The 15,775-nt window shown below is 42.3% G+C and carries 14 protein-coding genes, 1 tRNA gene and 1 CRISPR repeat array; of the genes, 11 read left to right on the forward strand and 4 right to left on the reverse strand.

From position 1 onward, the window contains the following. Positions 1-323: 323 nt before the first annotated feature. Entirely contained in the window at positions 324-1,964 is a 1,641-nt protein-coding gene (locus NWP17_RS16920) for a Ppx/GppA phosphatase family protein (protein ID WP_280656044.1), read from the reverse strand. A gap of 277 nt (positions 1,965-2,241) precedes the next feature. Between NWP17_RS16920 and NWP17_RS16925 the strand changes: the two genes are divergently transcribed. The 3 genes from NWP17_RS16925 (at position 2,242) to NWP17_RS16935 (ending at position 5,053) form a co-directional block, all read left to right on the forward strand. Then, positions 2,242-3,126, forward strand: coding sequence for a 4-hydroxybenzoate solanesyltransferase (locus tag NWP17_RS16925; protein ID WP_280656045.1), 885 nt, complete (start codon positions 2,242-2,244; stop codon positions 3,124-3,126). Positions 3,127-3,364: 238 nt separating this feature from the next. Next, a complete protein-coding gene (locus NWP17_RS16930) occupies positions 3,365-4,318 on the forward strand; it encodes a hypothetical protein (protein WP_280656046.1) in 954 nt (317 codons plus the stop codon). Between the two features lie 159 nt (positions 4,319-4,477). Then, complete coding sequence (locus tag NWP17_RS16935; RefSeq protein ID WP_280656047.1) at positions 4,478-5,053, forward strand: hypothetical protein; 576 nt, start codon at positions 4,478-4,480, stop codon at positions 5,051-5,053. 17 nt (positions 5,054-5,070) lie between these two features. Then, a CRISPR array of direct repeats spans positions 5,071-6,628; the repeat unit is 37 nt; unit sequence GTTTCAATCCCTGATAGGGATTAAGTGTCATTGTGAC. A 233-nt stretch (positions 6,629-6,861) separates the two neighbouring features. Here the strand turns inward: NWP17_RS16935 and NWP17_RS16940 are convergent. Continuing rightward, positions 6,862-7,002 (reverse strand): CRISPR-associated endonuclease Cas2, encoded by a 141-nt coding sequence (locus tag NWP17_RS16940; RefSeq protein ID WP_280656088.1) that lies wholly within the window; start codon positions 7,000-7,002, stop codon positions 6,862-6,864. A gap of 229 nt (positions 7,003-7,231) precedes the next feature. Between NWP17_RS16940 and NWP17_RS16945 the strand changes: the two genes are divergently transcribed. The 8 genes from NWP17_RS16945 (at position 7,232) to NWP17_RS16980 (ending at position 13,677) form a co-directional block, all read left to right on the forward strand. After that, the gene (locus NWP17_RS16945; protein ID WP_280656048.1) at positions 7,232-7,435 is read left to right on the forward strand and encodes a hypothetical protein; all 204 of its coding nucleotides are present in this window, start codon (positions 7,232-7,234) and stop codon (positions 7,433-7,435) included. Positions 7,436-7,832: 397 nt separating this feature from the next. Beyond that, on the forward strand, positions 7,833-9,089 hold the full coding sequence (locus tag NWP17_RS16950) for a GNAT family N-acetyltransferase (protein WP_280656049.1): 1,257 nt from the start codon (positions 7,833-7,835) through the stop codon (positions 9,087-9,089). 1 nt (position 9,090) lies between these two features. Beyond that, on the forward strand, positions 9,091-9,558 hold the full coding sequence (gene ruvX, locus NWP17_RS16955) for a Holliday junction resolvase RuvX (RefSeq protein ID WP_280656050.1): 468 nt from the start codon (positions 9,091-9,093) through the stop codon (positions 9,556-9,558). A 147-nt stretch (positions 9,559-9,705) separates the two neighbouring features. Further along, positions 9,706-10,278 carry a DUF3727 domain-containing protein gene (locus NWP17_RS16960; protein WP_280656051.1) on the forward strand — a complete coding sequence of 191 codons (573 nt, stop codon included), beginning with the start codon at positions 9,706-9,708 and terminating at the stop codon, positions 10,276-10,278. A 160-nt stretch (positions 10,279-10,438) separates the two neighbouring features. Next, a complete protein-coding gene (locus NWP17_RS16965; protein WP_280656052.1) occupies positions 10,439-10,978 on the forward strand; it encodes a YqeG family HAD IIIA-type phosphatase in 540 nt (179 codons plus the stop codon). A gap of 198 nt (positions 10,979-11,176) precedes the next feature. Beyond that, positions 11,177-12,286, forward strand: a complete 1,110-nt coding sequence (gene proB / locus NWP17_RS16970; protein WP_280656053.1) for a glutamate 5-kinase — start codon at positions 11,177-11,179, stop codon at positions 12,284-12,286. A 66-nt stretch (positions 12,287-12,352) separates the two neighbouring features. Further along, positions 12,353-12,437 (forward strand) — tRNA-Ser (locus NWP17_RS16975). Between the two features lie 97 nt (positions 12,438-12,534). Further along, positions 12,535-13,677, forward strand: coding sequence for a CapA family protein (locus NWP17_RS16980; protein ID WP_280656054.1), 1,143 nt, complete (start codon positions 12,535-12,537; stop codon positions 13,675-13,677). Positions 13,678-13,686: 9 nt separating this feature from the next. Here the strand turns inward: NWP17_RS16980 and leuD are convergent, their stop codons facing one another. Further along, on the reverse strand, positions 13,687-14,280 hold the full coding sequence (gene leuD, locus NWP17_RS16985) for a 3-isopropylmalate dehydratase small subunit (RefSeq protein WP_280656055.1): 594 nt from the start codon (positions 14,278-14,280) through the stop codon (positions 13,687-13,689). A 45-nt stretch (positions 14,281-14,325) separates the two neighbouring features. Continuing rightward, on the reverse strand, positions 14,326-15,729 hold the full coding sequence (gene leuC / locus NWP17_RS16990; protein ID WP_280656056.1) for a 3-isopropylmalate dehydratase large subunit: 1,404 nt from the start codon (positions 15,727-15,729) through the stop codon (positions 14,326-14,328). Positions 15,730-15,775: the final 46 nt, after the last annotated feature.

Here is a 15,775-nt window from a genome sequence, read left to right on the forward strand (position 1 = left end):
CTGATGGACGCTAGGAAAGAAAAAGTACAGGAAACTGTCAAAGTATTCGTTTAATACTTCTTTCCATGATTCATCGTAATTGGCTCTTACTTCACTCATGGGTTTGTTATCTTGGGTGAATCTTGATTCTCAACACGCAACTAGGCTGGGTGAAAAAAATCTGTTTATTACCCGGATTTATGGACGTGCGTTAACAGGCTCTAACGCACGCAAATATTTCGTGTAAACTATACAATATAGCGAATTTTGCCCGAGTGAGGTACATCCTTAACTGGCAAGATGCCCGCTAGACAAGACTCTCACCTGTTGAAGAAATGCTATATCTAGGCAGGAGAGTGTTTTAAATTAACCACTAATTTCACCTTAAATTCATCCTCAAAAACTGGTTTTTTGTAATCTAAACTCCAAATTTCTAAGGCACAGTCATCATGAGGTCGAGAAGGAAAAAGCAACATTTGCAATTCCTGGCTATTAGGAGCATACTCACATTCTACCCTGGCGATCGCCCCAATTTGTCGCCTATCCAATGCCACCGCCAATCTTAACAGGACACTCAATTGATTAACTATTTGTCGATGCTGTTTGTTTATTAAGTTACGGTAACTTTCGTGTTTTTTCTTAGGTGGGGATTTGCGGTGATAACGTGCTAGATTAGCAATGATTTCAATCTCGGTTTCTGTATAACCCAGTAATTCACCATTGCGAATCAGATAGTAGGAATGCTTGTGGTGAGATGAATGGCTGATGTAATGTCCACAGTTATGTAATATTGCCGCAGCCCATAACAAGCGTCTCTCACTTTCTCCCCATTTGTGTAATTTATCTTGAGTTTGGTCAAATAAACTCAAAGCAAATAAGGCCACGCGATCGCTGTGTTCTAAATTAAGATGATACTTGTGAGCCTGTTTGAGAACACTACGTTGACGTACTGAACTTTGATAACGCAGTTTATCTTCAATCAAACCGTGAGTTAGCATCCAGTCTACTATCACCCCTTCCCGCAGGGCGCGTCCGCACAGCGTGACTGATTCCACCCCTAACAAAGTCATAACCTCTTGCAAAATCACAGCGCCAGCCAATATTACCTCTGACCGCTTATCTGGCATACCAGGTATATGAGAAATTTCTGAATGAGTCATTTTCCGCAGGCGACTTACCCAATCCCGCAAATCCTTGAGACTGAACTGGTAGCCATTCAGGGTAGAAGGGACAGTATCTAAATTTTCCCGTGCATGAATCATTGCTAGGGTTTCAATAGTACCTGAAGTTCCCACCAAACGGGGAGATTCACCGAACTGGGTATTTGCTAACACACTTTCCACGGAACGTTCTAACATCCCCCGTGTATAGGCTTGCAGGTAACAAAAGTCAGCATCACTGATAGGGTCGGTGGTGATGAACTCGCCAGTGAGTCTGACTGCACCAACTTTTGTACTGGTCAGAGTACGGGCTTCTTGACTATCCCCCAAAATTAATTCTGTGGAACCACCACCAATATCTACAATAATATGAGGTTGGTTGTTAAATTCCATCCCCGACAGTACACCTAAATAGATGCGTCGCGCTTCCTCTTGACCAGAAATCAAGTCAACGCTTAAACCTATCTCTTGTTGTACTCTTTGCAAAAAATCTCTCCCATTGGGGGCTTCTCGCACAGCGCTAGTTGCTACAGCGATAATTGTTTCTACATTGGCGGTTTTGGCCACTTCTTGAAACCGTTTGAGAACACCAATAGCCTTATCCATGACTTCTGGTTTAAGTTCTCCAGTGGTAATATCACGATTACCAAGTCTAACGGTTTCTTTTTCTTTGGTAATAATACTAAAGGATGGCAGATTTGGGTCAATCTTTACCACTACCATATGTAGGGAATTTGTTCCCAAATCAATGGCAGCAATCATCCGGTTTTGCTGGACTGGTTGAGTATCCACACTTTCCCAGTCAGCTGAAACTAAATCCAGCATCTATTTTTCTCTCAGTGAAGGAAGAACTATAAAGAGGTGGGGAGTTGGTATGTTTAGCACTGGCAGATGCTTGATCAATCTATGTATTAAATTATATATTCTCAGAATATTTACCCTAATCCCTACAAATTGAGCAACTCATGAGTAAAAATCCTAGTCTCTAGCATCTTGTAGACAACGCCAGTTAAAGATTTTGCTTTTACCAACATCAAATAACGTTATTCTATAGATGTAAAGATGTGTAAACTCATCTATCTCCAGTTATTACTTGATTTCCATGCTCAATCCTGACGATCGCAAACCTGAGCCTGTATGGCTAACTATTATCCGGCTTTTGCGGTGGGATAAACCAGAAGGACGGTTAATTTTAATGATTCCTGCCCTTTGGGCTGTATTTTTAGCAGCCTCTGGAAAACCGCCTTTACCTTTAGTAGTCATAATTGTCTTGGGTACTCTAGCCACCAGTGCTGCTGGTTGTGTAGTTAACGATTTATGGGATAGAAATATTGATCCACAAGTAAAAAGAACACGAAACCGTCCCCTTGCTTCTCGCACCCTGTCTATCAAAGTCGGAATTGTGGTCGCTCTTGTTTCCCTACTGTGTGCAGCAGCCCTCGCCTTCTATCTTAACCCTTTAAGTTTCTGGCTGTCTGTGGCGGCTGTGCCAGTAATTATACTATACCCAGGTGCAAAACGGGTGTTTCCAGTACCCCAGCTAGTCCTTTCCCTGGCTTGGGGTTTTGCCGTTTTGATTAGCTGGAGTGCTGTAACACAGAATCTTTCTCAACCCACTTGGCTACTGTGGGGCGCGACTATATTCTGGACACTGGGATTTGATACAGTTTATGCTATGAGCGATCGGGAAGATGATCGACGCATTGGGGTTAATTCCAGCGCTTTATTTTTTGGTAATTACGCCCCTACAGCCATTGGTATTTTCTTTTTATTTACAATTTTTTTACTAGCTTGCTTAGGTATCTTGACTAACCTAAGTTTAGCCTTTTGGGTCAGCCTAGCAATGGCTACCATAGGCTGGAGTTGGCAGTGTTTACGTTTAAGAAAGCACAACCTACCTAACCGCGAGTATAGTAAGATGTTTCGCCAAAATGTCTGGATTGGTTTTATTTTACTGGCTGGGATGATTGTCGGCTCATACCGTTAATAATTAACATCACATTATTAATTTTTTATACATTTTAAATTTTTATATTGACTAAAGACCTGTTATGTAGTATACCTGGTTTTGTGGTGAATAGCTGCAAATTGTAAAAATACAACTTTCAAATTAGACAAATAAACTCCTAAGACAGCCAAGTTTGATAGGTGTGTATTTCACAGCAGCGTTTTGAGTATCTGTAGTGAGCATAAAAACTTAATTTCTTAAGTGAGGAGTAACGAAAATGATCAGCCAGTTTCCAGTAAAATACGCTATGTGGGCATTAACTTCTACTTTGGGGATGGGACTAGCCATTAGTCAACCAGTATTGGCGCAAGAGGTAATTGCTACATCTCAAATAAGCGAAATAAATCCCCAAACGGGAACCTTTTCCCACAGCGCTGCTGACTTACAACCAATAGCCCAAAGACCCATTGATGTAAATAAATTTTGTAAAGATTATCCTTTGAACTCTCGCTGTACTCAAACCAGCCCCCCCTCAACAACACCAACTCCCACAACTCCTGTAGGAATAGAAGTTCAACCCATAGAGGAAACAAGTAAAACTCCTGTGAATAAAGGCATTGGTTTGGCAATTACTCCAGAAGTAAGTACTTTGGGTGTAGGAGCTTCCATAACCAAGTCAATAACCCCTAACTTTAATGCCAGGGTGGGGATAAACGGCCTTGGTGTAGGGGCAGATATTACAGAAACAGATGTAACTTACAAAGCGGATCTTAACTTATCCAATATTTCCACTGTCATTGACTACCACCCCTTTCAAAACTCTGGTTTTCGTCTAACAGGAGGCTTGGTATTTCAAGATAATAATATCAAAGGCCAAGGCACACCAACCAATAACAGTATTACAATTGGTAACGACACTTACACCAGTAATGATTTACAGTCAGTTGACGCTAAGGTTTCCTTTCCCAATAGTGTCGCGCCTTATGTGGGTATTGGCTGGGGAAATGCAGTAAAACCCGGTAGACGCTGGGGATTTTCTTTTAATTTAGGTGTGATGTTTACTGGTTCCCCAGAAATAGATATTACACCTACCTATGGTCCCAGTATTACTCCAGCAGTACGAAATCAAATCGATACTAGCATCCAGCAAGAGGTTAGGGATTTGGAAGATGACCTAGAATGGTTGAACATTTATCCCGTGCTGTCCCTTGGTATATCCTACCAATTTTAATGTTGCTAATCATGTTACGGTTAGCAAAACAAATCAAATCACCAGCATTTTACAGTTACTTGATATTTGCCCAGATTAGGCAAAGTTTTGCTTCCTATCTCTGTTAACGGTGTTTAGTAGTTGGGTATGTGACTAGAAAATTTAGCATTACCCAACTCTATGCCGCGATCGCCTCTTTTCAAACTAGCTATGATAGCCTTACTTTCCCTGGGTAGTCTGGGTATTGTTAGCAAAAATTTTTTTCTCACCAAAGCTTTGAGTAGCAACAAAATTCAAGTCATAACTGACAAATCACGCTACCAAGAAATTCGTCAGCAACTATGGGCTAATAACCACCACATCCAACATTTTCCTGAGCAGTTACCTCATAACAGTAAAAACGTCCGTATCGCCTATTATTCTGGAATTGGACAACAGGGCAGTTTTTTACAACTCAGACTCAAAAACTCACCACACACAATTCAAGACTTACTTTCACAATATAGAAAAACTGCTCAACACCAATACCAAGGTGGTGATACCAACAATCACGCTAACCTAGCCAACGGTGTACCCACAACATTCTTTTACACCAGTGATTCTGGGCGGGAATCATTTCCCCCCACCTATGAAATATTAGTATTAGATGCTAAAGACAGAGGTAGCCCCGGTTTCAAATGGAATCATGGTTATAGCTACGGCGTAGCTATTGATAGTTCAGCCTCAGAAATTGTCTATTGGTCTGAAATATGGTAAGAATTAAAAATCATAAAATTTCAATCCCTGATAGGGATTAAGTGTCATTGTGACTTTGGATGAGAAGCTCGATAGAAGCACGGGTAGTGGTTTCAATCCCTGATAGGGATTAAGTGTCATTGTGACCCATTAATGCGGCCAAGCTCGTTGGGGTATGCTTTGTTTCAATCCCTGATAGGGATTAAGTGTCATTGTGACAGAATCAGGGTTTGTGGGCATTGAGGCTGAGTATCAAGTTTCAATCCCTGATAGGGATTAAGTGTCATTGTGACTTCCTATGGGTATTCGTTTCGGTTTAAAATATGCAAGTTTCAATCCCTGATAGGGATTAAGTGTCATTGTGACATTTTGTAATCTTGAAATTGTCGTTATTACTGCTGTTTCAATCCCTGATAGGGATTAAGTGTCATTGTGACTCTGGAAACAAAAAAGAAACTACATCTGTATTGGTTTCAATCCCTGATAGGGATTAAGTGTCATTGTGACTTGTGCCTCACATTGGATATACAAACAGTATACGCGTTTCAATCCCTGATAGGGATTAAGTGTCATTGTGACTTCGCCGTAAGAAGTGCAGGTAAAAACTTCCTTGTTTCAATCCCTGATAGGGATTAAGTGTCATTGTGACTCTATTGTGCCTCACATTGGATATACAATATACGCGTTTCAATCCCTGATAGGGATTAAGTGTCATTGTGACCCGGCTTGGGCGTGTGCGAGCCCTATAAGGTGTATGGTTTCAATCCCTGATAGGGATTAAGTGTCATTGTGACATTTTGGTTACCTGCTTTCCACCAACATCACCGGGTATGTTTCAATCCCTGATAGGGATTAAGTGTCATTGTGACTGTCGATATACCAGGTTGCGCTGGTTTCTGTGTGGTTTCAATCCCTGATAGGGATTAAGTGTCATTGTGACAAAAAATATTTTTATTTTTTTTACTATCACCCCTTGTTTCAATCCCTGATAGGGATTAAGTGTCATTGTGACTTCGAGGTAAGAACGCTCAAAGGACAATTCGCTGCGTTTCAATCCCTGATAGGGATTAAGTGTCATTGTGACCAGAAATTGTCAAAAGAATGATCACGCTTTAGCTCCGTTTCAATCCCTGATAGGGATTAAGTGTCATTGTGACTTCTGTAGTATCAATTTCTAAGGTTATTCCCATATGCGTTTCAATCCCTGATAGGGATTAAGTGTCATTGTGACATCCAGCATTAACTCCCCCAATCTGAACATTACCTAGCGTTTCAATCCCTGATAGGGATTAAGTGTCATTGTGACTGAAATAGCGGGGGAGCAAGCTAGTAGTGCGGAATGGCAGTTTCAATCCCTGATAGGGATTAAGTGTCATTGTGACGGTTCCCGAATGGGTTTCCAAACGGTTTTCAATTGTTTCAATCCCTGATAGGGATTAAGTGTCATTGTGACTCATTCAACTGATCCCATTCAAGCCCTAATTCCTGTTTCAATCCCTGATAGGGATTAAGTGTCATTGTGACAAATCGCCCCCTTGTGAATCGCCCCGTTGTGAATCGTTTCAATCCCTGATAGGGATTAAGTGTCATTGTGACTGCCCGCGGTTGGAAGGGTTGACATATTTGGTTTTCAAGGTTCTGTTCCGTCAATCTAAAGATAATATAGCTTTTCAGGAAATGATTTGTCAAGGGGAATCTGAAAAAAAACCTAAAAGGTTGGAAGAACAAGGGTTTGGGGAGTTGCGTCAACCTCATTTTAAGTATGAGGGCTGGAAATGTAGATGTAGTCAGGGTTGGGGACAGTTTTTTTATATGTATCAATAAAACACCTACTGGTTGACGCAAAATTTGAGATGAGGTGGGCAAGGCGCGATTGGCTCCGCCAGTGCCGTAGGCAATCGCAGTTTAGCATACTGGGTGGGGGTGAGATCACATTGAAAAACCGAGTATTGCATCCACTGACCGTCAATCTACAATTTCACTAATTGAAGGTGCAATAATTGTGAAGTTTTGTTGCAGGATTCAACACTTCTGGTGGTAAACATAGACTGGACAAACATCATCAGGTTGCGGCTTCACATCCACAATAAAAAAAACCGTTAAACTTTATGGTAAATTAACAGGCTATGCAACAGAATATGATAGTTTTCTATGGTGTGAACACACAGCCGAAAATTAAGAAAGGAGAACCTACAGTTAATGGAATCAAATATCTCACAGGGCGCAACTCTAACCAGTGAAGACTTCAGCGAATATGTTGCCCACTTGCAACTTCACATGACTCTACAAGCCCGCAATCTGGTTCCAACCCTCAAGCAGACACTTACAGTTGAAGATAGCCGAGAGCAACTGTTACACCAAACCCAAGCTGACTTTGAAAAGCTTGTTTCCCGACAAGGTTAATCGCGGTAGTGTAATCAGTTAGTAGGATATTTGCATCAATATCGCTCAACTCCCCTTCCTCAGCCACAAAGGAAGGGGATCTAGTTTCTGGAATTATTTTTATTGTTCCTTGCGTCCTGTACGTTTGCTTACATAATGTTATCCCATCTTTACACAGAAACTGTATAAGTAATTATTAATATTTCTACCTTCCCTAACACAGCCAAATTCTCATAAAATAACACTAGATTCAATCAACACTTTTGATGATCATCAGCTTGGCTACTTTTTAGCTGGTTAGATACTATATCTTTGTGTGTAGTGACAAAAATCACCCTTTGGGAGCATAAGCTAAAAGGGCAAAACAGTTAAAATTAATTATTGCAACACCTCCTCTGACCCAGTAAGTTAAGGCTAAATGGCAGCAGAAATTAAAATGACATCATTACTACCTCGAAACCTCAGCGTTGTCATCCGGCCAGCCCAATACCGGGATTTGGACGGAATAGAACAAATCACTCAAGACTCATTACCCTCCCTGACTCCCGAAGAAGCTGAACTGGCCATCAGCCAAATGCAGTGGTTACGGCGTTGGTATGGATTCCTCAAATTTTTAAGCTGGTTTCCCAACCCCCTACAGTATAGTTTCTGTGCCTACGTAGCAGAACAGGGGCGATCGCTATTAGGGATGATACAAGTGTCACCTTTCAACCGCACACGTAGTACATGGCGGATTGATCGAGTCATGCTGGCCAAATCCTTAGAAAAGCAAGGAACCGGCTCCCAACTGCTGCGCCATTGCTTTGAGTCAATTTTAGAAGCCCGGACTTGGGTATTAGAAGTTAATGTTAATGATAAAGATGCCCTGGCGCTGTATCGGCAGAATGGATTTCAGCGTCTGGCAGAAATGACCTACTGGGAAATTAAACCGGAATTACTAACAGAATTAGCCCAAACAGAGCCAGATTTGCCTAATCTTCTACCTGTTAGTAATGCTGATGCCCAGTTACTCTATCAATTAGATACGGCCTCAATGCCGCCTTTAGTACGTCAAGTATTTGATCGCAACACTCGCGACTTTAAAACCAGTTTATTTGGCGCTGTAACTGATGCTGTTAAGCAGTGGGTAAGCAAAACAGAAGTAGTCAGTGGCTACGTTTTTGAACCCCAACGCAAAGCAGCCATTGGTTATTTTCAGGTGCAACTTGACCGTAAAGGTAAAACCCCCCATGTGGCCACGCTGACAGTTCACCCCGCTTATACTTGGCTTTACCCAGAACTACTTTCCCAACTAGCTCGGATTGTGCAAGATTTCCCCCAACAAGCTTTACAACTAGCATCCTCTGACTATCAAGCAGAGCGAGAAGAGTACTTAGAGCGCATTGGCGCACAACGCATAGAACATACCCTGGTTATGTCTCGCTCTGTGTGGCACAAGATACGAGAGTCGAAAATTGTTTCCTTAGATGGAATTCAGTGGACTGGAGTGCTGCAAGGTTTACAACCTTCTCGTAAACCAGTACCAGGGGGAATGTCATGGTCAAAACCAAAAAAACAACCAGCCTCAGACGGATCAACCCCAAGTAAATCCGAATCCATAAACTTTAGGTGCGAAAATTTGAGTATGGAACCATTACCCATTCCTGAATCAACAGATCAAAGACAGGAGAATTAGTTTGACAACCAAAGACAAACCACAACCGTTTATTTCAGCATTGGGATTAGATTTCGGCCGCAAGCGGATCGGCGTAGCGGGTTGCGACGGTACGGGTTTGATTGCTACAGGAATTACCACTATTGAGCGTACATCTTTTGAGCGAGATATCCAACACATCCGCAACATAATCAATGAGCGTCAGGTGCAAGTTCTGGTAGTTGGTTTACCTTACTCCATGGATGGGACTCTGGGTTTCCAGGCTCGTCAAGTGCAAAAATTTGCCAAAAAACTGGGAAAAGCACTGGAATTGCCAGTGGAATTTGTAGATGAGCGATTAACTTCTTTCCAAGCCGAGCAACTGTTAATAGCTGAAAATCGCTCCCCATCACGCCATAAAGGTTTAATTGACCGTAAAGCAGCATCTTTAATTTTGCAGCAATGGCTGGACACCAGGCGAGCCGAGTTTGATAAAGCGGTGCTAGTTTGAGAGTATTGATACCTTTTTACATGATATTCTGAATTGAATCACCAAACCTAGTATTGATTTCTGACGCTATTCTTTTGACTTATTGGTCATGAAACAGTAAGGAAATTTATCTATCTGCTGGTATTTATAAAGTTTCACACTTTGGCTATGTTTTCCTCTCCATTTCCTGAAGAAAATGATCATGCTCATGCAGGTTCCATCACTCTGACCGATGACACAGGGCGAACCCTTGATTGTTATGTGGAAGATTCCCTCTCGGTCAATGGACAAGAATATGTTTTACTACTCCCTGTAGACTCACCCATAGAGATTTTTGCTTGGCAAGGTGAAGATGAGGAAGAAGAAGCGGTTTTGGTAGATGATGATGCTGTCATTGACCATATTTTTGCCACCGCTCAAGCTGTCTTAGCTGAACAAAATCTCATACTCAAGCATACCGCCTACGCTCTCACGGTGGCTGGGGATTTGCCAGCAGTGGAAGAATCAGAAATTTTCACCTTGGAAATTGAAGATGAAGGGACAGATTTGGAACCAGAACAATTACAGCTTCTTGCTAGCTTTTATGACAAAGAACAAGAATATGCCATTTATACACCAATCGACCCTCTGCTGTTTTTTGCTCGCATTTCCACCACGGGTGAACCGCAATTACTTTCTCCAGAGGAATTTAAAAAAGTACAACCTCTGTTAGAAGAACATCTGTTTAACGAGGTCGAATAAATGAAAAATTCACATTAGTTTTTTGCTCAAGACTGTTTCGGTCAAGCATTTATAGCAATCCTAATTGATATTTAAATTCCCAGGCTTTCACTGCGGGGAGAAGTAAATACTTATTTAGGACTGCTATATAATTTTTATGTATTAGTCTCGATGAAAAACCATGACTTGGAACAAGCTCTTACAGCCTGACTTGATTTTAGAAGGTTCTGTCTTAAACCTAACACCCGATATTATTCAACAATACGGGCTGAAGGGGCTAGTCTTAGATGTGGATGAAACCCTAGTACCCTTGACAGTAGGAAAAGCCTCACCAGAACTACAACAATGGGTAGCAGAAATGCGTATTTCTACAGAATTATGTTTAGTAAGTAATAATCTCAGTCAGTCTAGGATCGGTGGTATCGCCCGCTCCCTCAACTTGCCTTATTACTTGGGTGCAGCCAAGCCATCACGACGTAAAATTAGAGCCGCACTCACTGGGATGAATCTACCACCACACCAAGTGGGAATGGTGGGCGATCGCTTGTTTACCGATATTATAGCGGGTAATCGTCTAGGAATGTTCACTATATTAGTAGATCCCATCGTCCATCCCGATGCAGCCCTACGCTCTCATCCCATCCGCAATTTTGAAGTTTGGTTATCAGAAATTTTGGGAGCCTCTATTACTCCTAAAGAAAGGAAAATTCACAAAACTTGACAAATCAGGACAAAACTAAATCTAAAGAAATAGTTAAGAAATATGCCAAAAATGCAAACCTAGAGCATTATATAAATTAATAATATGGGGTCAGCTTAATAAAGACCCTAGTTCATAATAGAGAAAAATAAACCCGTAGAGCGTCGGCCTTCACCTATAGAGGGTTCGGCGCTTTACAAATTTTCTCCCCAAGCACCAATGACTCAGACAATTGTTGTCAAAATCGGCACTTCTAGCCTGACCAAACCAGAAACCGGACAACTAGCCCTTTCCACCATTGCTAACTTAGCAGAAACACTTTGTCATCTCAAACAACAAGGTCATAGAGTGATTTTAGTTTCCTCTGGAGCCGTGGGAGTAGGTTGTGCCAGGTTAGGCTTAACACAACGTCCCAAAACCATCGCCCTGAAACAAGCGGTGGCCGCAGTGGGGCAGGGACGGTTAATGCGGATATATGAAGACTTATTTACTACATTAAATCAACCAACTGCTCAGGTTTTGCTCACTCGCAGCGACTTAGTAGAACGCCACCGTTACCTCAACGTTTACAATACCTTTCAGGAACTACTCGCACTAGGGGTAATTCCTGTGGTCAACGAAAATGATACAGTGGCAGTGGAAGAACTAAAATTTGGGGATAATGACACCCTGTCGGCATTGGTAGCTAGTTTAGTAGAAGCAGATTGGTTATTTATCCTCACAGACGTAGATCAGTTATATTCAGCCGACCCCCGTTCCGTCCCTGATGCTCGCCCCATATCCTTGGTAAATAACCTCAAAGAATTAACACAACTACAACTACAAACCACCTCGCCAGGTTCTCAATGGGGTACAGGTGGAATGTTAACTAAAATTTCCGCGGCTAGAATTGCTGTGGCTGCGGGAGTTCGTACCGTCATCACCCAAGGCAAATTTCCTGACAACATAGAAAGAATTTTACAAGGAGAACCCCTAGGCACTCACTTTCAACCACAGCCAGAACCAACCTCAGCCCGTAAACGTTGGATAGCTTATGGTTTAGTACCTACAGGAAAATTATACTTGGATACAGGAGCGATCGCTGCCATCACCCAAGCTGGAAAATCATTATTAGCAGCTGGGATTAAATCAGTAGAAGGAGAGTTTGAGCCTCAAGAAGCTGTGCAGTTGTGTGACCACCAAGGAAACGAAATTGCCAGAGGACTTGTTAACTATAGCAGCCAAGAACTAGAGAAAATTCGCGGTTGTCACTCTCAGGAAATCTCCACAATTTTGGGCTTTGTAGGTGCTGAAACTGTGATTCATCGAGATAATTTAGTTCTCACTTAGCTATTAACTCCCTATAGATGCTATAATGTCTGGGGATGTGCATTAGTCTCAATTCAATACCTACCTGGAGAGGTGTCCGAGTGGTTGATGGTGACGCACTCGAAATGCGTTTTGGGGAAACCCAACGGGGGTTCGAATCCCCCCCTCTCCGTTTTAATTTTTGTTTAGATTCCTTACTCATCACACATACCTATAGCTAAAATACGGATAATTGAGTTAAAATGATGCCATTGTGTGAGGAGTAAACAATGGCAAATCAAAGAGTAGTGCAATTACTGTCATTTGGTTTTGTTAGCACCTGTTTTGGTGTTGGCATTGGTATAGGAATATTCATTCGTTTGTTTGTACAAATTCAAGTATCAGACGCAACCGCCCTGGTGACTGAACCTGAATCCACACCAACGCCCCAGCAAACCGTTTTAGATACCCTGACCATCAAAGCCGTTGGCGATATTATTCCCGGAACTAATTTTCCTAACTATAGACTGCCCTCATCTCCAGATCAACTGTTACCCAGGTCTGTAAGAGGCTATTTGCGAAAAGCTGATATTGTTTTTGGTAACTTAGAAACCACTTTTACCAATTATCCCTACACTACCAAGGATATCAGTCGGGGACAAGTTTTTGCCTTTCGCTCTCCGCCTAGCTACGCCCAGTTATTTGCTGATGTGGGCTTTAATGTCTTTCACATTGCAAATAACCATGCTATGGACTTTGGCTCTAGGGGTTTTCAAGATACTGTTAAAAACCTGAAAAAAGTTGGTATTGCTTCGTTAGGTCATAAAAATCAAATTCTTTATCTAGAGGCCAATAATATGGCCGTGGCCATGATCGGATTTGCCCCCTATGGTATGTATAACTCCATTCACAATCTCACAGCAGCCCAAGCACTGGTGGCGGAAGCTAAAAATAATGCTGATATTGTGGTTGTATCTATGCACGCTGGGGCGGAAGGAACCGCAGCCCTTCATGTAAAAAATAAACCCGAGTTTTTCTATGGTGAAAACCGGGGTAATTCTATCCAGTTTGCCAGGACGATGATAGATACAGGGGCAGATTTGGTTATAGGACACGGGCCCCACGTTCCCAGAGCTATGGAAATCTATAAGGGGAAACTCATAGCTTATTCTTTGGGTAACTTTCTGGGTTATCGGACTTTATCCACAAAAGCTCAAACTGCATACTCCATGATCTTAGAAGTCAAGCTAAACTCCCAAGGTGAATTAGTGGATGGTAAAATTATCCCCATACATTTAAGTAAACAGGGAATTCCTGAAATTGACCAATATTTTCGCACTGTGGGACTGCTACGCTACTTAAATAAAAATCATCATCTTGTAGAACCGATAACATTTAACCAGAGAGGGGAAATTGTTGTCCTGAATAAATGACAATGGTACTTAAGCCCAACTCATATAAGGCAGTTGAGCAGCAGTTGAGCGAACCTGGTCAGCATTAGCCACTAATTGACCGCAAGCGTCCCATGTTCCACTAATAAAAGTGCTGCGACTACCTTCACTCATGGATACTTTAGTGGTGTAGTCACCAACTTGCACTGCTAAAGTTTCTAAATTTACCGTTACGGGTGCTTGGGGGTTAGCTGCTACTAGTTCCTGTAGCTTTTTCACTGTAGCTGCATCGGCTGTAACACAAGGTATACCCATGGCCACACAATTGCCAAAAAATATTTCCGCGAAACTTTCACCAATTAAAGCTTGAATACCCCATTTAGCGATCGCTTGGGGTGCGTGTTCTCGTGATGAACCACAGCCAAAGTTACGATTAACTATTAAAACATTAGCTCCTTGGTACTGGGGTTGATCAAAGGGGTGTTCACCTTTTAACACCTTGCGATCGTCGATAAATACCCCTTCACCCAATCCATCAAAGGTGATGGCTTTTAAATAGCGGGCAGGGATAATTCTATCTGTATCTATATCATCCCCCAATAGGATTATACCGCGCCCTGAAACTTTTTTAATTTCGCTCACCATAAATTTCCACTTTTACTCAGCCTTGACTAGCCCATCCCAGACAAATTACACTAACTCCCGCACGTCAGACACTTGCCCTTGTATGGCCGCAGTGGCAACCATAGCCGGACTCATGAGTAAGGTGCGACCAGAAGATGAACCTTGTCTGCCTTTAAAGTTGCGATTAGAAGAAGAGGCGCTGATTTGTCTACCCTGGAGTTTATCCGCGTTCATAGCCAGACACATAGAACATCCTGGTTCCCGCCACTCAAAACCAGCTTCCCGAAAGATTTGATCCAGTCCTTCTGCTTCCGCTTCTTGCTTCACCCGTTCCGAACCAGGGACTACAAAAGCTTTCACTCCCTCCGCCACCCGGCGACCTTGGGCAACTTTTGCCGCTTCTCGCAGGTCGCTAATTCTGCCATTGGTGCAACTACCGATAAAGCACACATCAATTTTTGTGCCTTTTATCGGTTGACCGGGATACAAATCCATATATTTATAAGCTTCTTCCGCCACAAATCGGTCTTCTTCTGGTAGTTGTTCTGGTGTAGGAATCAGTTCATTAATGCCGATACCTTGACCGGGTGTAATTCCCCAAGTCACTGTGGGGGAAATATCCCCAGCGTCAAACACTACAACATCATCATATTCAGCATCAGCATCACTCTTGATAGATTCCCACCAAGCCACAGCTTGATCCCATTTTGTAGCTTTGGGGGCAAAGTCTCTACCTTGTAAATAATCATAAGTTATTTGATCCGGGTTAACATAACCGCACCTTGCACCACCTTCGATAGACATATTGCAAACGGTCATCCGTTCTTCCATATTCATTTGTGCAAAAGTGGTTCCGCTATATTCATAGGCATAACCCACCCCACCTTTGACCCCAAGGGTACGGATAATGTGCAGAATCACATCTTTAGCATAAACACCAGGGTTTAAAGTGCCATTAACTTCTATTTTGCGGACTTTGAGTTTAGATAAAGCCAAGGTTTGGGAGGCGAGAACATCCCGCACTTGACTAGTACCAATACCAAAAGCAATAGCACCAAATGCGCCGTGACTGGATGTGTGGCTATCTCCACAAGCGATAGTCATTCCCGGTTGAGTGAGTCCTTGTTCTGGGGCGATAACATGGACTATACCTTGATTACCAGAACGGATATTATGAAAAGTGATATTATTTTCTTGACAGTTTTTTTCTAAAGCCTCGATCATATCCTCTGCCAAGCGATCGCTAAAAGGCCTGACTTGTACATCCGTAGGTACTATATGATCTACTGTTGCTACAGTTCGTTGTGGAAACAGCACCTTGAGACCTCGTTCCCGCAACATAGCAAAGGCTTGGGGGCTGGTGACCTCATGAATCAGGTGCAGCCCAATAAATAGTTGCGTCAGCCCTGAAGGAAGTATTCCCACGGTGTGCAAGTTCCAAACTTTATCAAACAGCGTGCCTTTGCTCATAGGAAAATCGTTATTGAACAAATTAGATTTATCATCTTATCAAAAA

This window comes from Chrysosporum bergii ANA360D (assembly GCF_029891735.1).
Classification (GTDB): Bacteria; Cyanobacteriota; Cyanobacteriia; order Cyanobacteriales; family Nostocaceae; genus Umezakia; species Umezakia bergii.